This is a genomic window from Metabacillus bambusae, assembly GCF_017497975.1.
Classification (GTDB): Bacteria; Bacillota; Bacilli; order Bacillales; family Bacillaceae; genus Metabacillus; species Metabacillus bambusae.
Genome location: NZ_JAGDEL010000015.1, coordinates 93,527 through 111,503, shown reverse-complemented (window position 1 = coordinate 111,503; position 17,977 = coordinate 93,527). Strand labels below are relative to the sequence as shown.

Annotated in this window: 19 protein-coding genes and 1 pseudogene; 9 read left to right on the top strand and 11 right to left on the bottom strand. The window is 35.9% G+C overall.

Annotated elements, in window-relative coordinates; genetic code table 11:
* Nucleotides 1-46: 46 nt before the first annotated feature.
* Both I7822_RS18400 and I7822_RS18395 read left to right on the top strand, forming a co-directional pair.
* Nucleotides 47-565, top strand: a complete 519-nt coding sequence (locus I7822_RS18400; protein WP_207980566.1) for an RNA polymerase sigma factor — start codon at nt 47-49, stop codon at nt 563-565.
* A complete protein-coding gene (locus I7822_RS18395) occupies nt 565-1,434 on the top strand; it encodes a hypothetical protein (protein ID WP_207980565.1) in 870 nt (289 codons plus the stop codon). Before I7822_RS18400 ends, I7822_RS18395 begins: the two co-directional genes overlap by 1 nt.
* A 53-nt stretch (nt 1,435-1,487) precedes the next feature.
* Here the strand turns inward: I7822_RS18395 and I7822_RS18390 are convergent, their stop codons facing one another.
* The gene (locus I7822_RS18390) at nt 1,488-2,042 is read right to left on the bottom strand and encodes a peptidoglycan-binding domain-containing protein (protein WP_207980564.1); all 555 of its coding nucleotides are present in this window, start codon (nt 2,040-2,042) and stop codon (nt 1,488-1,490) included.
* 150 nt (nt 2,043-2,192) lie between these two features.
* Here I7822_RS18390 and I7822_RS30835 point away from each other — a divergent pair, with 150 nt between their 5' ends.
* From I7822_RS30835 to I7822_RS18375, 4 genes are all read left to right on the top strand, one after another.
* Nucleotides 2,193-2,411, top strand: coding sequence for a DUF3784 domain-containing protein (locus I7822_RS30835; protein WP_504739653.1), 219 nt, complete (start codon nt 2,193-2,195; stop codon nt 2,409-2,411).
* A gap of 490 nt (nt 2,412-2,901) precedes the next feature.
* Nucleotides 2,902-3,342: a DMT family transporter gene (locus I7822_RS18385; RefSeq protein ID WP_207980563.1), complete on the top strand. Its 441-nt coding sequence runs from the start codon at nt 2,902-2,904 to the stop codon at nt 3,340-3,342.
* 15 nt (nt 3,343-3,357) lie between these two features.
* Complete coding sequence (locus I7822_RS18380; RefSeq protein WP_207980562.1) at nt 3,358-3,939, top strand: LOG family protein; 582 nt, start codon at nt 3,358-3,360, stop codon at nt 3,937-3,939.
* Between the two features lie 319 nt (nt 3,940-4,258).
* The gene (locus I7822_RS18375) at nt 4,259-4,735 is read left to right on the top strand and encodes a divergent PAP2 family protein (protein WP_207980590.1); all 477 of its coding nucleotides are present in this window, start codon (nt 4,259-4,261) and stop codon (nt 4,733-4,735) included.
* 99 nt (nt 4,736-4,834) lie between these two features.
* Here the strand turns inward: I7822_RS18375 and I7822_RS18370 are convergent, their stop codons facing one another.
* Together I7822_RS18370 and I7822_RS18365 are read right to left on the bottom strand one after the other, a co-directional pair.
* Entirely contained in the window at nt 4,835-5,461 is a 627-nt protein-coding gene (locus I7822_RS18370; RefSeq protein ID WP_207980561.1) for a LysE family transporter, read from the bottom strand.
* A 323-nt stretch (nt 5,462-5,784) separates the two neighbouring features.
* A complete protein-coding gene (locus I7822_RS18365; protein WP_207980560.1) occupies nt 5,785-6,306 on the bottom strand; it encodes a YfiT family bacillithiol transferase in 522 nt (173 codons plus the stop codon).
* A gap of 196 nt (nt 6,307-6,502) precedes the next feature.
* On the opposite strand from I7822_RS18365, the gene I7822_RS18360 reads away from it, so the two are divergent.
* The gene (locus tag I7822_RS18360; RefSeq protein WP_207980559.1) at nt 6,503-7,483 is read left to right on the top strand and encodes a DMT family transporter; all 981 of its coding nucleotides are present in this window, start codon (nt 6,503-6,505) and stop codon (nt 7,481-7,483) included.
* 93 nt (nt 7,484-7,576) lie between these two features.
* On the opposite strand, the gene I7822_RS18355 is transcribed toward I7822_RS18360, so the two are convergent.
* The 3 genes from I7822_RS18355 to I7822_RS18345 form a co-directional block, all read right to left on the bottom strand.
* Nucleotides 7,577-8,368 carry an alpha/beta hydrolase gene (locus I7822_RS18355; RefSeq protein ID WP_207980558.1) on the bottom strand — a complete coding sequence of 264 codons (792 nt, stop codon included), beginning with the start codon at nt 8,366-8,368 and terminating at the stop codon, nt 7,577-7,579.
* A 286-nt stretch (nt 8,369-8,654) separates the two neighbouring features.
* The gene (gene ribD, locus I7822_RS18350; protein WP_207980557.1) at nt 8,655-9,752 is read right to left on the bottom strand and encodes a bifunctional diaminohydroxyphosphoribosylaminopyrimidine deaminase/5-amino-6-(5-phosphoribosylamino)uracil reductase RibD; all 1,098 of its coding nucleotides are present in this window, start codon (nt 9,750-9,752) and stop codon (nt 8,655-8,657) included.
* Nucleotides 9,745-10,509 carry a GTP cyclohydrolase II gene (locus tag I7822_RS18345; protein ID WP_207980556.1) on the bottom strand — a complete coding sequence of 255 codons (765 nt, stop codon included), beginning with the start codon at nt 10,507-10,509 and terminating at the stop codon, nt 9,745-9,747. The genes ribD and I7822_RS18345 overlap by 8 nt, the downstream gene beginning before the upstream one ends.
* Before the next feature lie 337 nt (nt 10,510-10,846).
* On the opposite strand from I7822_RS18345, the gene I7822_RS18340 reads away from it, so the two are divergent.
* Both I7822_RS18340 and I7822_RS18335 read left to right on the top strand, forming a co-directional pair.
* Nucleotides 10,847-11,167 carry a thioredoxin family protein gene (locus I7822_RS18340; RefSeq protein ID WP_207980555.1) on the top strand — a complete coding sequence of 107 codons (321 nt, stop codon included), beginning with the start codon at nt 10,847-10,849 and terminating at the stop codon, nt 11,165-11,167.
* A 213-nt stretch (nt 11,168-11,380) separates the two neighbouring features.
* Nucleotides 11,381-11,698: a cytochrome-c oxidase gene (locus I7822_RS18335; RefSeq protein ID WP_307847807.1), complete on the top strand. Its 318-nt coding sequence runs from the start codon at nt 11,381-11,383 to the stop codon at nt 11,696-11,698.
* Nucleotides 11,699-11,903: 205 nt separating this feature from the next.
* Here the strand turns inward: I7822_RS18335 and I7822_RS18330 are convergent, their stop codons facing one another.
* The 5 genes and pseudogenes from I7822_RS18330 to I7822_RS18310 form a co-directional block, all read right to left on the bottom strand.
* Nucleotides 11,904-12,455, bottom strand: a complete 552-nt coding sequence (locus tag I7822_RS18330; RefSeq protein WP_307847806.1) for a glycerol-3-phosphate responsive antiterminator — start codon at nt 12,453-12,455, stop codon at nt 11,904-11,906.
* Nucleotides 12,456-12,558: 103 nt separating this feature from the next.
* Nucleotides 12,559-14,250: a glycerol-3-phosphate dehydrogenase/oxidase gene (locus I7822_RS18325; protein ID WP_207980553.1), complete on the bottom strand. Its 1,692-nt coding sequence runs from the start codon at nt 14,248-14,250 to the stop codon at nt 12,559-12,561.
* A gap of 241 nt (nt 14,251-14,491) precedes the next feature.
* Nucleotides 14,492-16,000 carry a glycerol kinase GlpK gene (gene glpK, locus I7822_RS18320; protein ID WP_207980552.1) on the bottom strand — a complete coding sequence of 503 codons (1,509 nt, stop codon included), beginning with the start codon at nt 15,998-16,000 and terminating at the stop codon, nt 14,492-14,494.
* 189 nt (nt 16,001-16,189) lie between these two features.
* The gene (locus I7822_RS18315; RefSeq protein ID WP_207980551.1) at nt 16,190-17,017 is read right to left on the bottom strand and encodes an MIP/aquaporin family protein; all 828 of its coding nucleotides are present in this window, start codon (nt 17,015-17,017) and stop codon (nt 16,190-16,192) included.
* A 280-nt stretch (nt 17,018-17,297) separates the two neighbouring features.
* A pseudogene (locus I7822_RS18310) lies at nt 17,298-17,894 on the bottom strand (ATP-binding protein).
* Nucleotides 17,895-17,977 lie beyond the last annotated feature (83 nt).

Sequence of the window (17,977 nt, the reverse complement as noted above, 5' to 3'; positions counted from 1 at the left end):
TTTCATATTTAAGCGTCTTTCATTATGAAGCTAGGAGGGAAGGAAAGTGGATACGCAAAGCATTTCACAAATAATTGAGGAACACAGGTCGAAAATCATCAAAACAACGAAGAACATTATAAAAAACCCCTCTTTGGTGGACGACATAGTTCAAGACGCAAGTATAAAAATATATTCATACTTTCAAAAAAAGGATTATGAGCTGCCTAAAAATATTGAAGCCTGGGTAACAATTATTACTAAAAATACAGCTTATGACCATTTAAGAAAGCTAAAACGCCATCAAGATATTCACCAAAATGTAAGTGAAGCATATCAACATCATGACCAGAGTATAGATACTCCTGAAAAAACAATACTCTCTAAAGAGAAAATAAAAGATATAAATGAAGTCTTTCACTTACTTGATGAGGAAACGAAGGAGATATTCATTCTTCGTAACAAAGGTTATTCCTATCAAGATATTGCAAAGATGAAAAAGCTTTCTTTAGGAAAAGTGAAAACTAAGATTTTCCGTGGCCGCAAAAAAATGATGGATTACCTTATTGTAAAGGGGGTGCTGTAATGACCTGTAAAGAATCCAAACAAAGAATATTAAGATTTGATCAACTACCTGAACATGAACAAAATCATTTTTTGGAACATATTGAACACTGTGAGGAATGTCAAACCTATTTTGAACAATACTTAACGTTAGAGGAGGGGCTTGATCTTCTTCTACAAGAAAAGGATATTCATGTCCCTTCTATCAAGAGAAGATCTTCTCAGCGAATCTTTAAAAGGGCATTACTCACCTGCGCATCATTTTTCCTATTAATCATCGGTGCATGGAATACTCCACCTGTAAAGGCTGCTATTGAGAAAGCAATAAACGAAGTGATAATTGATCATTTTCTTAAAGGACAACAACCGCTCGAAAATAAAGGTGTAAATGAAGAAGCTACAGAGAAAATTATTTATGCTGAACAAAAGCTACAGAATAAGGAAATTGTATTTGTTTACCTTTCTGGAAAAAAGGTTAGAAACGAGTATGGAAATGGGAACTATTCTATTTCAGATGGTAAATATTTAGCTACTTACTCTAAAAAAGACAATTTATTTGTAATAAAAAAGCTTGAATATCAAAGTGTTCCTTATGAAGTAGAAATTTTCCGGAGCATTGATCCAAGTAGGATTAAGTATAAAGGTGAAAGAGAGTATTTAGATCGCCAAGCTGAAGTTTATTTAGTAGAAGAAAGTCAAGCTGTTCAAAGGGAATATTGGTTTGATAAAGACACGAGTCTTTTTGTTAAAGAAGTAGAAATTTATAAAGGACATCGTCAAGATCAAGACAACTTGAGTGAATTCAAAATCATTGAGGTTAAGAAAAATCATCGATTATTTGATTTTATTGCACCTGATGGAGCTAGAATTATTGATGAGTCCAATCAATAACCTACCGAGGGTAACGCAAAGGATCACCCCTTTGGAGTTACCCTCCATTTCTATTAGCTCGATGCAAAGGAAAGATAGTGATAGGTTTGTATACCAACTATCCCATCAACAGATAATCCTTTTCGTTGTTGAAATGCTTTTACAGCAGATTCTGTTTTTATCCCAAAAATTCCATCTATTGTTCCAGGGTTGTATCCTAAACAACTCAAAGTTGCTTGTATCCCTTTAACATATGTATTATTATTTCCAGAATACCCCTTTTTAGCTAAATAGGGATAATCAAAATCTATTTTTGTATTATTCAATACAACACCAAGCGATTTTCCGCCAGAATACCCCTCTTGGATATACCCCTTCACCCCTTGATTAATAATCCATGTATAACCAGATGATTCTGATTGAAGTTCTTTAGTCCACGAGCTGTTTCCATTACAAGTAAATGCCCTTACATAGTTATTCGATGCACTTTGTAATTGCATCGTTGTCTTTAGTTCTTGATCTTTGTAAGTTAGAGATGGAATATCCAAAGGTCCCTCTGCTAACACTTGTCCCATGTAACAGCTCCATGCTAATACCAAACCTATGATAACTGTGATTATTTTACCCATAGCTTCTCCTCCTTTTTAATTACTACGAAACAGGAGGTAGAAGGTTTCACCAATACGAACGAAAAGTTAATTTTTGTAAATTATAAAATTTACTATTCAGTCGCACGTATGAATATAATTGAACAACCACAATAAAAATGGGGAGTCACATTGTACCTTGGGGTTATTATAAGCAGTTTTGTTATCTTGTTGTTTATTTTAATAGGATACTTTATTTGGGTAAAGAAGAAACTATTTCTCATAGTTGGTTACAATTCGAAAACTTTTCGGGGAGATAGCAATAATTTAGCGAAAGCAATGGGGATATTTTTTATTTTGGCTGTTTTCGCAAACTTTGTTGCTATTTACCAAGTAATGCGCTCTGGTTGATTTCCGCTCCATTTGCTCGCTTTCCGCGGGGCGGGCGGTGAGCCTCCTCGGCGTATGCGCCTGCATGAGTCTCACCTGTCCCGCTGCTCCCACAGGAGTCTCGCACTTCCGCTCCAATCAACCTGAATTAGTTTTTATTTTAAAAGAAACAATCTCTTAGAAAATAGCCTTTATTTTCATTTGAATTCTTACTTTCCTTTTCGCATTTACGCTTGAAAACTTCTGTTCATATGCCGCGATTTTCTTTTCAATCATCATCACATTCGCGTCTATTGGAATAGGCATTTATGTAAATAGTCTATATAGGGAATGAAATTGCGGTAGGATGTCTAAAAAAATGAATATTATTTTTCTCACTAAGAGACATATATTGCGTTAGAGAGGTCTGACCCTTTGGTTTTTTTAGTCAGCTTTTTTATGAACAACCAGTTTCCAAATTTCAAAAAACCATCTACACTAAGAAAGACAGCTTATAGAAGGAAGGATACATATGTGGTTTTTGTTTATAATATTTGCCTTTATTGCCGGTTTAGCATTACCTGCCCAAGTCAGTATTAATGCTCAGCTTAAAAATTATGTAGGTACACCATTACTAGCATCAACGATTTCATTTTTAGTAGGACTACTAGTTCTCTTAATTGGTACACTTATCCATGGGTCATGGAATCTAGGTAAAAGCCTAACTACTGCTCCATGGTGGATATGGACTGGTGGACTTTTAGGGGCTCTTTATGTTTTTGCCTCCATTATCCTAATTCCAAGGCTCGGTGCTGCAACAACCATTGCTTGCGTACTAGCAGGTCAGGTAGTGGCCTCTATTATGATTGACCATTTCGGTTTATTTCAGGTAACAGTTCATCATGTAACAATCCCTCGTATGTTAGGTGCTTTACTAATTATAGTAGGAGTTATTTTAGTTCAAAAATTTTAAAGGATGTGAATGGATTTGAAACGTGTTAGTGTTTTTTGCGGTTCTAGCTCTGGAGCTTCTACCATTTATACAGATGAAGCAGAGCGGCTTGGCACACAGTTAGCTAAAGAAGGGATAACCCTAGTTTATGGTGGTGCAAGAGTAGGCATTATGGGCACAGTAGCTAACGCAGCCTTGCAAGCAGGTGGCGATGTAATTGGTGTAATTCCAAAAATGTTGATGACACGTGAAATTGCTCATACTGAATTAACAGAACTAATTGTTGTTAATACAATGCATGAACGTAAGGCTAAAATGGAAGAGTTATCTGATGGTTTTATCGCCCTGCCAGGTGGTCCAGGAACAATGGAAGAGTTTTTCGAAGTATATACTTGGGCACAGCTAGGTGAGCATCAAAAACCAATTGGCATGTTAAATAGTAACAGTTATTATGATAAATTGCTTACTTTTTTTGATCATATGATAGAAGAACAATTTTTAAAGCCAGAATATCAATCAATGATCATTGTCGAAAAAGATCCACACGTGCTAATTGAAAAATTTAGAACTTATGAACCACCTAAGCTAACAAAATGGATTAACCGTGAGGAAACGTAACAGAGAAGAAACTTTCTTCTCTTTTTTTATTGGTACCAATACCACTCTCCTCTCTTCTTGAGCTAGTTAGTTCACCTCAATTGTGTTTAATACTGTTAAAAGTGGGAAGAAGACGAATATATAAATCCAATTATTCTTTGGGAAATAATTTGTCTAAAATTGACGAGGACATCATAAAATGGAACATTATTCTATACGGTTTTATTACCAATTAAAAAAGGAATGAATGGTATAGAATGATTTATTCATTATGATCCCATGAAAATTATTTACTTGTTTGAATATCGTAACCAATTTGATAAACACTACATACATAGAGGTGAATGAAATGAATCGTGGGATATGGACAGCTCTTTCAGGTATTGGAATAGCTCAAGGTTTAAAGGTTTTTACAAATAAAAAGGTAAATGGTGTTTGGGATTGGAGACCGATCTTTACAACTGGTGGAATGCCAAGTTCCCACTCTGCTGGAGTGTCAGCCTTAGCAACCTATGTCGCATCAAAAAAAGGTTGGAATTCAACCGACACTGCTTTAGCAGTTATCTTTGGGATTATTGTCATGTATGATGCACAAGGAATTCGAAGACATACAGGTGAAATTGCTAAAATTGTAAATGATCTAGATGCAGATATCGAAGTACTCTCAGGACATATGCCAGGTTTGTTTCATGTTAAACAAGAAAAAGAATTAAATGAGCTTTTAGGTCACCAACCTGCTGAAGTAGCAGGAGGAGCTTTATTAGGCATATTAATTGGTCTTTTTAGTTCGATGACAGAGAGTAGTAAAAGAGGGTGACTTAACCACCCTCTTTTAGATCAAACTCTTTTCACATAAGTCTTTAGATAGGAAATCATTTTTGATTGTAATCTGTCTAAAAGCACACTTTCGGTTTTACTAATTTACTAGTAGGTTGAATGCTTGATAACCAAAGTACAGACCAAAACCAATTAAAGACAAGCCAGATATAACTGAAATTGTGATAAGTAGTTGATTCGTTAAAAACCTTCGAAACGTACTCGCTACACATGCCATAGTAAAATCCCAAATTAGTAGCCCTATTATTATTGCAGAGCTATAAAGAATTAATTGATTTGTACTGTAAGACGTGACTGCATTTGCTAAAACAGATCCATAAATACCCAACCAAAACATAATGGTAAGTGGATTAGCTAAAGACATAAAAAATCCTGACATAAATGATCTTGAATATGTAACCTTTGCTCTTTGGTTTTGTATCGTTATTTTACCTGCTCCTAGAAGACTTTCCATCCCTGTATATACTAAAACAAAAAAGCCAAATATCCATAAAAAGGATTTGATAAAGGGGATTTCAAGAAAGTTTACTAAACCTAAATAAACTAAAAGCATATAGAAAAGGTCAGCAATAGTTGCTCCTAACCCTACTAGCCAAGCATTAAAAAATCCTCCTTTAATTCCTTTATCTAACTGAGCTGCATTTACTGGACCAATCGGTGCCGCTAAAGATAATCCTAAAAAGATGTAACTAAAAATGATGTTCATTCCATTTCCTCCAGAATAACAATCAAATATTTTAGCGCTTGTACAATATTATTCATAAAGGAGGATTTTATCACCATTTTCCTAAGAAAAGCGCAAGCGCCTTGATCAGACCCGACAGGCATAAGACGCTCAGGAATAGAAGACGTTCTTTGTCTTCAATTCCTGAGTGGCTATAGACCTAAGAGGGTCTAGGCGCTGGAGCTAGACACCAAAACTGAGTAAGAAAAGTTATAATTTCTTATAACAAAAGCTAAAATCATCAATCCTATGTTATTTTCATAAAATAAAAAGCAGCCCTAATGGATAACTACTTCATTTACTTATTAATGTACTTTCACTAATTTAATATGTTCAATATGATGCTTCCCATGCCAAGAGTATAGAGCCAAAGTTGTGGCTAAGGACATATGGGTTTTCATACCTGGATGATAAAAGGTTTTTTCAAAATCAGTTGGGGGCATAGATCGTAGTAGGTATACCCATCGTTTATGAAGCGATTCTAAAAGTAGAAGGGATATTTCTATTGGTAACTGTGTAGAGTCTGACAAAGATGCCCATGCTGTTTCATCATAAGCTTTTATCGTTGGTTTATCCTCTGTTAGCGCTAGCTTAAAACGAATATAACTATTCATATGACTATCAGCAAGATGATGTACGACTTGTCTTAAAGTCCATCCACCGGGGCGGTATGCAGTATCAATTAATTGCTGTGAAATACCATCTAGTGCAAATTTCAAGAGTGCAGGCGTTTCTTCAATGTCTAAAATCCATTGATTGATATCATCTCCAGTTACTTTTTTAGGGACAATAAACTCACCGATAGGATATTGCAGGCTTTTTCTCATCCATAATCTCTCCCTATTTCGTTTTGGTACATACTAATTTGATTATATTTCCATATGTTGTTTTTAACAAGGATAAGCATGACTTTTATCAATAATCAGAAAGCTTTATGAACGGAAATAAAATTATGGTATAGTAAGGTCAGTTTAGTTACTATCATTAGTACATAGTCAAACTTGTTAAACAGAGGTGATTGTATTGAGATCTATTGTACTTGGGATTTGTTCATCCTTCTTTTTTGCGTTTACATTTGTGTTAAATCGTTCAATGGAACTCTCAGGGGGAAGTTGGTTATGGAGTGCCTCATTACGTTATTTTTTCATGCTTCCTTTTTTATTTTTCATTGTGATCTGGAGAAAAAAGTGGATAGCACTTTGGAAAGAAATGAAAAAAAATCCATCCCAATGGCTGCTATGGGGTACTATTGGTTTCGGTTTATTTTATGCTCCGATTTGCTTCGCTGGCGCATATGGACCAGGATGGCTCATAGCTGCAACTTGGCAGATCACGATCCTATCTGGTTCACTCCTCGTTCCCTTGTTTTATGAAGAAATAAAAACGACTAATGGCTCGATAAAAGTAAGAGGGCAAATCCCATTTAAAGGGTTATGTATGTCACTTATCATTATTATTGGTGTTGGTGTCATGCAATATGAACACGCAACTCAATTATCAATAAAGCCTGTGCTTTTAAGTATTATACCAGTGATTATCGCATCGTTTGCCTATCCACTTGGAAATCGAAAAATGATGTCACTTTGTGAAGGTAGACTAGATGTATTTCAGCGTGTTCTTGGGATGACTTTAGGCAGTTTACCTTTTTGGATTACCCTATCTATTATTGCATTGTCAACAACTGGGCTTCCTTCCAAAACTCAAACTGTTCAATCGTTTTTCGTCGCAATATGTTCAGGGTTAATTGCAACCCTACTTTTTTTCCAAGCTACAAATTTAGTTCAACATAATATGGCAAAGCTCGCAGCTGTAGAAGCAACGCAATCTATTCAAGTTCTTTTTGCATTATTTGGTGAAATTCTTTTCCTAAGTGCACCACTCCCTACACCTATTTCTCTAATAGGGATGGTTTTAGTTGTTGGCGGAATGGTTTTACATAGCTATGTATCAAGAACTGATCAATTAGAAGTCACACCTAGTGATACCTCTAAACAGTTTTCCTAAATGAAGATCACTACATTATGAGTTATTTTTCCATGTTAAGTGTTTACATTTTTGTGGATAAACGCGTGGAAATGTGAACAAGTTGTGGATAACCTATGCAGTTATCCACTTTTCACTTGTATATTTAACTGTTTTATCTGTAATCAATTTTTTTATATGTTGATGAATTTGCTCCACAATGAGTGGTGCATCATGATCCATTGATGCAACGTGATAGGAATTTTCTAAGACAATCATTTTTTTCTCAGTTGTATTCACTTGATCAAAAATAAACTCTGAATTTGTTGGAGGTACAACGTGATCAATTGCCGATTTAAAAATAATCGTTGGACTCGAAACACGTGAGACTTTTTTCTTTGTGTCATCCATTAAGTGTAAAAGCTGATGAATTGCTTTTAATGGCACTTTTTCATACGTTATTTCAAAAACGGAAGATTTATTTATATCTGGAGAACCTTCTTGAACATAGGCTGGCTTAGCCATGTTACGAAATTCCTTATAACAAACATCTGTTACAGCTGCATTAATTAGGAATATCCCATCCACGTTCTGGTTGTTTGCTGCCAATTGTAGTGTTAAGGCCCCACCCATTGATTGGCCTACGATAAACACCTTTTCACATTGTTTTTTTAAATGGTTATAGGCAGTTTGTAGACCAGATATCCAATCTTCATAGGTGCTCGTTTCCATATCTAGATAATGTGTACCATGACCGTTTAAGCGAGGGATGGATACAGTATAGCCATATTTAGTAAGTTGTTCTCCAATATATTGCATGCTTTGTGGCGTTCCATTAAACCCGTGGCAGAGTAACACACCAATTTCATCTCCTGAAAAAAATAGGCTTTCTGCACCTTCAACAACTGGATACAATTCCACGTTCATATCAATTCCTCCTTAAAAGGAAGGCTAAAGCGCCTTTCCTAAGTCTGACTTGCTTAAGATGTCAAAGGTCTCCCTTTACTTCTTGATTAGCATTCAACTCGAGAACACTAAGTCAATATTTATAATTGTCTTCTTAAAAAAAATTTATCAATTTAATATATTTTATAATTCTTATGCGTTTACTTGGTTTTATTTTACTCTATCCTGATCATAATCGCAATACCTCTATAAAGAAAAACACTTCCTAAGAAGATTTATATCCCTTTTTAGAAAGTGTTTTATAGATTTATAAAGCTTTGTATACTGGATAGCCTGTAACTTTAAAGTCCTTACCGATCTTTTGAATGTCCATTTCATCAATTTCAATTGCATCAGCCATTTTTTCAATCCCTGTGCCTGCAAAAAAGCCAGGTGATTGCTTTCCACCGATTAATTTAGGAGCAATATAGAGAACCAGTTTATCAACTAATTGTTCAGCCAAGAAAGATGCATTCACTTCACCGCCACCTTCGATTAGAACTGATGATACAGAGTGCTCTCCTAGAATCGTCAGCGTATCATGTAAATCAACGCGGCTCTCACCACTTGTGACAAATACTTTACAACCTAGTTGTTCAAGCTTTTTCTTTGTATTTGCTGAATATTGTTTTGAGGTAAAAATCCATGTTTGAGCTTTTTGATCTGTTACCACTTTAGAATCTAAAGGAATACGTAGCGTGCTATCTAAAATGATCCGGATTGGATTTCGACCATTTGGAATTCTTGTTGTTAATTCAGGGTCATCCTTAATCACTGTATGAACTCCTACCAGAATACCTACATTCTCATGGCGAAGCTGATGAACATCTTTACGCGCTTCCTCAGAGGTTATCCATTTGCTGTCCCATGTAAATGATGAAATCTTACCGTCTAGCGTCGTCGCTGATTTTAATGTGATGAACGGCTGCTTTTTAACAATAAACTTATTAAATACTTCATTCATTTTTCTAGACTCTTCTTCACAAACTCCAATTAGGACTTCAATATTTGCATTTTTTAAAATTGAAATCCCATTTCCTGCTACAACGGGATTTGGGTCTAATGTAGCAACAATTACTTTCTTTATCCCAGCCTTTACAATTGCCTCAGCACAAGGACCTGTTCTCCCATGATGTGAACAAGGCTCAAGAGTTACATATATTGTCCCTCCCTTTGCCTGTTCTCCTGCCATCCGTAATGCATGAATTTCTGCATGAGGTTCTCCTGCCTTTAAATGAGCACCCACACCTACAATTCTGTTATGATTGACGACAACCGCCCCTACAAGTGGATTTGGTTCAGTCTGACCCTTCATTGCCTTTGCATTATTTAGGCTTAAATTCATATAAAACTCATGTTCACTCAATCGGATATCCTCCTCTAAAATGACCAGCTCTCTCCATTTTCGTTTCTAGATAATGTTTATTATACCTTGAAATATCTCCCCATAATGGAATTCGTCCAGAAACGTTTGCGCCTGAACTCTGCAAGGCCTTAAGTTTATTAGGATTATTCGTAATTAATGTAACAGGTAATTGACGAAGTGTTTTTAATACTCTAATCGCTTCATCATAGTTTCTGGAATCATCCAAGAAACCTAACTGTTCATTCGCCTCGACAGTATCTAAGCCCTCTTCTTGAAGTAGGTACGCAAGTGCCTTACTGAATAATCCAATTCCTCTACCTTCATGATTAGCAAGATAGAAAAGTGCCCCAGCCCCATGCTCGGAAATCATTTTCATTGATTGTTTTAATTGGAAACCGCAATCACATCTCTTACTACCAAAAATATCTCCAGTATGACAAATACTATGCATACGAATTAGTGCATCTTCTGCGTGCTCAAAGTCTCCGTAGACTAAAACACTTGATTGTTGGTTATTTGCTAAATTAGCCTGTGGCAGACTTTTAATCAATTCTTCTACTTGATTCTCTGCTTGCATCCCTTCAATCATTTGAACATCTAACCAGCTATACCACTTAAAAAACACTGTCTCTCCGTCTAATTGAACTGGCAGATTAATTGGTCCAACAATAAACGTAGACCTGTCACCATGAGTGACAATTTGTACCTTTTCCTTTATTTTGTTTAACGGGCTTTCTGTAGATTTTTCGATGATCATAGACCTTCCTCCTCATACAATAAATATTGTAGCATCTATATGAAATCTCCAATAACTTTTTAATCAATAACTTACTTATTGTAAGTAAGTATACATTCGATAGTCTTCTTCGTCAAGCATTAAGAGTTCTCCTTCTATTCCTTTTACCTATCAATCTTTATTTGATCTTAGTAGTTACATCTATCAGTGAATAGTGTTGTGAAAATGACTAATGTTTACCTTAATCAGTCTCTAAGATAAGCTATTTATAAGGAAGATAATATGAAAGCTGGATAATACAAGCTAGATTACTGTTTTTTCTTTGCTTATTGGTTAAAATAGCTTTGAGGTGATAACAATGGAACAAGTAAAAACTCAAAATCAATTTCAAGAATTAATCTCTAGTAAGGAATCTGTAGTCATAAAATTTGTCACAGACTGGTGTCCTGATTGTAAACGAATGGATATGTTTCTTCCATCAGTATTTGAGGAAGTACAAAATGTTTCAATGTACGAAATCGACAAGGATGAGTTTCCAGAAATAGCTGAGAAATATGATGTGATGGGGATTCCAAGTCTTTTAGTATTTAAAGATGGAGAAAAGCAATCGCACCTACATAGCGCGAACGCAAAAACGCCTGAACAGGTAATTGAATTTTTATCCAATTCTTTTAAATAACAGAAAAAGAGCCTGACTTTTAGCACCCTTTATAAGGATGTGGGTCAGGCTCTTTTTTATTTGGAGTTACACATTCCTCGATTACATAGTGAAATAGTAGTCAATTATCCTAATACTATTTAACTGTAAATTATTTTTTTTCATAAACATTAGTTCTATCCTACTTGATTTGTATGTAAGATAAATAAAAGCACAAATTAAGGAGGATATTATATGGGGACTAAGTTTTTCAAGATAGCTGTTGTTTATTTAGTCATTGGCGTATCCATCGGGTACATTATGGGTATCACTCATAATTTCAGCTATACGTCTGTTCACACTCATGTAAACCTGCTTGGTTGGGCATCCATGGCACTATTCGGACTCATATATCATTTCTATCCAAAAGCTGGTGAAACAAAATTAGCGAAAACACATTTTTGGCTTCACAACATTGGAACTCCTTTTTTAACAGCTGGCGTGTTTTTAATTGTTTTCTTAGATAATGATACATTGACTGTACTACCGTCATTGGTTCAAATCTTGTCTTAATAGGAATTATTTTATTTTTAATCAATGTCTTCCGTCATGTAAAAGAGGAGAACATTCCTAGATAGAACTGACAAAATGAACGTCTGAATTATGTTTAAAAGGGTAGGCATCGTTTTCATGATGCCTACCCTTTTAACAGGAAGGAACGTTTTTTATCAAAAACTAATAGGTAAACACTAGGAATTATACACGAATAGCTTGAATTTCAGGATATAGACCATAAATCTTTTCTAGAAGTCGTTACAGCTTTAGCGCCAGCAGCTAAAACACTATTAATCTCTTCTTTTTTCGTTATTAAACCTCCTGCGATTACAGGTATCCCTGTTTCTATATGGACCTTTTCAATGAGATGAGGCACACAGCCAGGCAAAACCTCTATGAAGTCAGGATGAACCTTTTCAGCTAATTTATAACTTGTATCAATCGCAATCGTATCTAATAAAAACAGGCGCTGTATCGATAGAATTCCGTTTTTCTTTGCTGTTTTTAAGACACTGCCTCTGGTTGAAATTAGCCCATCAGGCTTTATTTTTTGACAGAGGAATTCTGTAGAATATTCATCATTTTTCAACCCTTGAATGAGATCAGCATGTAATAGGACTTTTTTAAAATGACTTCGAGCATATCTCATAATACTTTCTAATTGTGAAATATGAACTTCCAACATCACAATATACTCTATATTACTTGTTAAAATCTTTTCAAAATCCTTCATTGATTTTATCGCTGGTAACACTTGTTGCCCATTAAAGTCCACTTTGGCCCTCCTTTTCCTTACCTTAAGCATTCAATAATTTATGACAAGATCAGGCTTTTTAGTTAAATGATGCTCGCCATCAATAAGGAATGATTATTTCCGCCTATATGCTTTGAATATACGGTTGTTCCTCATTATCAAGCGGAACGACTGCATCATGAATGTATTTTTCTAAGTCATCACGATATCGAATTTCTTCTTCCTTTGACCAGCAAAGAAGAGTAGCCATATATTGACTAACTGGCTCCTTCCATTTTTGAACCCAATTAATATCAAATAATAGAGCGCTTGTTCTACGAATAAAAAAGTCACTTAAAGTTGCAACCATTTCATGTTGAATCCCATATAGAAGTGATGCGTAAACCTCTACTGATAAACCAGATTCTGCGGCTTGATTACCACTTTGTCGGATAACATCGTACACGTGAGAAATATTCGAACCATATCTTTTCACTAACTTTTCCGCTTCTTCCTTTGTTAAACCTAGCTTTATGCCTTCAGCTACCTTTTCTTGAATAAAACTTGAATAACCAGCCGAACCACCAACATTTCCTCCAGAAAGAGTTATACGATCTGTTGAGCAAGCCGGAAAACCTTTACTCTTTCCACTTAATTGTGACAACACTAGATTAACGACACTTTCAGCCATTTTTCGGTAGCCTGTTAGTTTTCCACCTGCAATTGTAATGAGTCCAGATTCAGATAGAAAGATCTCATCTTTTCTTGATATTTCTGACGGATCTTTTCCTTCTTCATGTATCAACGGACGAAGACCAACCCAACTTGATTCAACATCACCTGCTATCAAGTTTAGGTTAGGGAACATATAATTTGAAGCCTCAAGAATATAATCTCGATCCTCTGTTGTCATTCTTGGGTGATCAATTGATCCGTTATAATTTGTATCTGTTGTTCCAACATATGTTTTCCCAGCACGAGGTATGGCAAACATCATTCTCCCATCATTAAAAGGTGTATCGAAATATACAGCCTCTTTAAGTGGAAATTTAGATCCATCAACGACAAGGTGAACCCCCTTTGTTAAATGAAGATACTTTCCTTTTTTAGATTGATCTTTCTCTCGTAACGTATCAACCCAAGGACCAGCTGCATTGACAATTTTCTTTGCATAAATCTTTTTCTTCTCACCTGATAATTGATCATTTATTTGTACACCTACTAGTTTTCCATTTTCATAGATGAACTTTTCAGCCCTTGTGTAATTTACAGCTAAAACCCCTCGATTAACAGCTTCTTTAATCACTTCCAGCGTTAAACGGGCATCATCTGTTCGATATTCGACATACACCCCAGATCCTTTTAGCCCTTCTTTTCGTAACAATGGCTCCCTTGAAAGGGTATCACCACTATTTAACATTTTACGTCGCTCTGATCGTTTAACACCTGCTAGAAAATCATAAACTTTAAGCCCAATTGATGTTGAAAACTTACCAAATGTTCCATTCTCGATAATCGGTAGCATCATCCATACTGGTGTTGTAACATGTGGAGCATTTTCATAGACAATCGCACGTTCTTTCCCCACTTCTGCGACTAATTTCACTTCTAGCTGTTTTAAATAACGGAGACCTCCATGTACAAGTTTTGTCGAACGGCTGGATGTCCCTGCTGCAAAATCCTGCATTTCAATTAAGCCTGTTCTTAGTCCGCGTGATTGAGCGTCTAAAGCGATTCCTGTGCCAGTTATTCCCCCTCCAATGACTAGTAAATCTAATGGTTGCTTCTCCATCTCATTTAGATATGTTGATCGTTTTATGCTTGAAAATTCGTTCATTTTTTTCCTTCCTTTCCGTAAAAGGGCTTAAGAACAAATAAAAAGGGACCACAACATGAACTGTAACTTAATCACTTACAGTTTTGTTGTGGTCCCCTCAAATTCTCAGACCTTATCTATTAACTTGTATTTTGGCTATTTTCATAATATATACTTATTTTACAATATATCTATTTTTTATCAAGACTTTTCTTGGAAATTGTTAATCCAAAGAGTATAAATCCGATAACTTTCACTGCTACTACCTATTTTTATTAGGCTTAAATCCCATTGTAGCCTCTACAGCCTTTTTCCAGCCACCATACAATGAATCTCTTTGCTGATCATCCATTGTTGGTTCATATGATTCTTCTACTTTCCACTGTTTAGAAATTTCTTCACGGTCCTTCCAAAAACCAACTGCAAGTCCTGCTAAATAAGCCGCTCCTAAAGCAGTCGTTTCATTAATAACAGGGCGCTCAACAGCTACATTTAAAATATCACTTTGGAAATTCATTAAGAAATTATTTTTTACAGCGCCGCCATCTACACGTAGCTTCTTTAATTCGATACCAGAATCAGCTTCCATCGCCTTCAATACATCCTTTGTTTGGTAAGCAAGTGATTCAAGCGTCGCACGGACAAAATGTTCTTTCGATGTTCCACGAGTTAAGCCAAAAATAGCACCTCTTGCATCACTATCCCAATACGGTGTACCTAAGCCAACAAATGCTGGCACAACATAAACACCATCAGTCGATTCGACCTTTGAAGCATACCCTTCACTTGCAGGTGCATCATCGATCATTCTTAAACCATCACGCAGCCACTGAATAGCTGATCCCGCTACAAATATACTACCTTCAAGTGCATACTCTACTTTTCCATCGATTCCCCATGCAATCGTTGTTAACAACCCATTTTCAGAAGGAACAGCCTTTTCCCCCGTGTTCATTAACATAAAGCAGCCTGTACCATACGTATTTTTAGCCATTCCCTTTTCATAGCACGCTTGACCAAATAAAGCTGCATGCTGATCACCAGCGACTCCTGCAATCGGAACTGCTTCGCCAAAGAAATGATAATCTACCGTCTCAGCATATACTTCTGAGGATGAACGTACTTCTGGAAGCATGGACTTTGGTATGTCTAAAATTTCGAGCAACTCATCATCCCAAGCTAAATCATAAATATTATACATGAGAGTTCTTGAGGCATTTGTATAATCTGTTACATGCTCTTTACCACCAGAAAGCTTCCAAATTAACCATGTATCAATTGTTCCAAATAGCAATTTCCCTTCATTTGCTTTTTCTCTTGCCCCTTCAACATGATCTAGAATCCATTTAACCTTTGTTCCTGAGAAGTAAGCATCAATTAACAATCCTGTTTTATTTCGAAATAGATCATTGTAGCCCTTTTCTATTAATTCCTCACAAATGTCCGCAGTTTGTCTTGATTGCCAGACAATTGCATTGTAAACTGGTCTACCTGTTTCTCGGTCCCATACGACTGCTGTTTCACGCTGATTTGTAATCCCGATACTAGCAATTTCATTTGCTGATACATTCGTTTTTGTAAGAACCTCTGCAATGACAGCTAAAATCGAACTCCAGATTTCCTGGGCATTGTGCTCAACCCAGCCTGGCTTAGGAAAGTATTGTGTAAATTCTCTTTGTGCTGCATCGACAATTTCCCCATTTCTATTAAAAAGAATTGCTCTAGAACTAGTAGTCCCTTGATCTAATGATAATATATATTTTTTTTGCATGATTAATCCTCCCTATAACTCTCTTTTTTTCATTTATATACTATTTCCTGCTTCCACATCTCTATTCCTCTATTTGCATGAAGCTATTTTACCTATAATCATAGCCCAGAAAGTAGCGTTGTTTCATTTCATATAGCGTGACCCTTGCTCCGTTTCCCCCACAAAATGGGACTTGTAACAGAACTCAATTTACCCTTCATTTAAATGAGTAGAATTAGTATGCACTACTCGATTAGTATTAGCTACCCTAGCAATTAAAACGATAACAGCTAATACACCTATAAGTATATATAATGCATTTATTGACCCACTAACAAATAGTGCTTGGTGAAACTGTGCACCTAACATCCCACCTACGATTGGCCCTACCACTGGAATCCAAGCATATTTCCAATTTGAAGATCCTTTCCCTGCTATCGGTAGTAAAAAATGGGCAATACGCGGACCTAAATCACGTGCTGGATTAATCGCATACCCTGTTGTTCCACCAAGTGAAAGACCAATAGCTGTTATAAAGAATCCAACAATGATTGGGTTAAGCCCTTCTGTGAACTCATTTGCACCGATTGACAATAAACCGAATACTAATATTGCTGTCCCTAAAACTTCACTTATTAAATTGGATGGAGTATGTGGGATAGCTGGATCTGTTGAAAATACCGCTAATTTCGCACCTTGATCTTCAGTTGCTTTCCAGTGCGGATAATAATACAACCATACGATTGTAGCACCAATAAAAGCACCTATCATTTGAGCTGTAACATAGGCTGGAACATCAGCCCAAGGGAATTCCCCAATTGAGGCAAACCCGATTGTAACTGCTGGATTTAAATGAGCACCACTTACACTTCCAACTGCGTATGCACCGAAAGCTACAGCAAAACCCCACCCCATGGTTATAACAATCCATCCTGAATTTTGTGCCTTTGATTTATTAAGTACGACGCCACCAACAACACCGCCACCAAATATAATTAGAATCATTGTACCAATAACTTCACCTAGAAAAGGTGACATAGAAAAGCCCCCCTTGTTTTTTATACATCTCTATTAAGCCGCAAAAATAACAAGCCCATAGATAGTTCATTTATGTGGCTAAAAAATCAAAAAAAGACAGCTCATGTATTAAAAAAAGGCAAAAATCCCCTTTTTAATACAATAAGCTGTCTCTCAATGACTCATCAGCACGTTTCTTAACTTGTTAATGTTATTATAGAATAGAAACTTTATTTTGTAAACGCTTTTTCGTTAGATTATAAAGAACTAAATTATTTCAATCTCACATTTTAGATTCATACTATTTGAATAGTCTTATTTCTTTCATTTTCACAAAAAGTCTATCGGATATTTTTGTAAGATTTGATCGACGGTCAGGTAACAATGTGATTCCCGATCGATTCGCAATGGTCTCTACCACTTCCTCGATCGTCATCATATCTGTTTGTATATGTTCTTTGAATGCATTATTCGCTAAACTATTGAGTCGTTTATCTATCTGCTGGTATGCCCAAGAATTTTTACCCTCTAGTCTTTTTCTTAGTCTCTTTTGAACCGTTTGTGGTGAAGCTGCCAAAGTATAATGTTTTACCTCGATACCATCTGCTTTTAATCTCCCTATTATCTCTTCAAAATATAATTAATTTGTAAGTGTCATCGGTACAATAATAACCCCTTTATAGCCCTCAGCTACTTGTTTCAATAATGCATAGTTTGCCTCACGCCAGATTGTGTAATCCTGAAAATCATCTTTTGACATCTCTTTAGGAACGTTAGCCATTAACACATAACCAAACCGTTCTGGATCATAAACAAATGAGTTTGAGACTCTTTTTTGTAACTCGTAAGCTGTTGTTGTTTTCCCCGATCCAAAAGTTCCATTTATCCATATAATAATTTTGATCACCTCTTACTATGATGACAATTAGGTTTTTAAAACCTATTACCATTATTATACATATCCATTGTTATGATGAAATA

What these genes read in the sequence shown, in the direction of transcription:
- I7822_RS18395 (WP_207980565.1), top strand. Translation starts at nt 565, where the DNA reads ATGACCTGTAAAGAATCCAAACAAAGAATATTAAGATTTGATCAACTA.
- I7822_RS18390 (WP_207980564.1), bottom strand. Translation starts at nt 2,042, where the DNA reads ATGGGTAAAATAATCACAGTTATCATAGGTTTGGTATTAGCATGGAGC.
- I7822_RS18385 (WP_207980563.1), top strand. Translation starts at nt 2,902, where the DNA reads ATGTGGTTTTTGTTTATAATATTTGCCTTTATTGCCGGTTTAGCATTA.
- I7822_RS18370 (WP_207980561.1), bottom strand. Translation starts at nt 5,461, where the DNA reads ATGAACATCATTTTTAGTTACATCTTTTTAGGATTATCTTTAGCGGCA.
- I7822_RS18365 (WP_207980560.1), bottom strand. Translation starts at nt 6,306, where the DNA reads ATGAGAAAAAGCCTGCAATATCCTATCGGTGAGTTTATTGTCCCTAAA.
- I7822_RS18355 (WP_207980558.1), bottom strand. Translation starts at nt 8,368, where the DNA reads ATGAACGTGGAATTGTATCCAGTTGTTGAAGGTGCAGAAAGCCTATTT.
- I7822_RS18345 (WP_207980556.1), bottom strand. Translation starts at nt 10,509, where the DNA reads ATGATCATCGAAAAATCTACAGAAAGCCCGTTAAACAAAATAAAGGAA.
- I7822_RS18340 (WP_207980555.1), top strand. Translation starts at nt 10,847, where the DNA reads ATGGAACAAGTAAAAACTCAAAATCAATTTCAAGAATTAATCTCTAGT.
- I7822_RS18335 (WP_307847807.1), top strand. Translation starts at nt 11,381, where the DNA reads ATGGGGACTAAGTTTTTCAAGATAGCTGTTGTTTATTTAGTCATTGGC.
- I7822_RS18325 (WP_207980553.1), bottom strand. Translation starts at nt 14,250, where the DNA reads ATGAACGAATTTTCAAGCATAAAACGATCAACATATCTAAATGAGATG.
- glpK (WP_207980552.1), bottom strand. Translation starts at nt 16,000, where the DNA reads ATGCAAAAAAAATATATATTATCATTAGATCAAGGGACTACTAGTTCT.
- I7822_RS18315 (WP_207980551.1), bottom strand. Translation starts at nt 17,017, where the DNA reads ATGTCACCTTTTCTAGGTGAAGTTATTGGTACAATGATTCTAATTATA.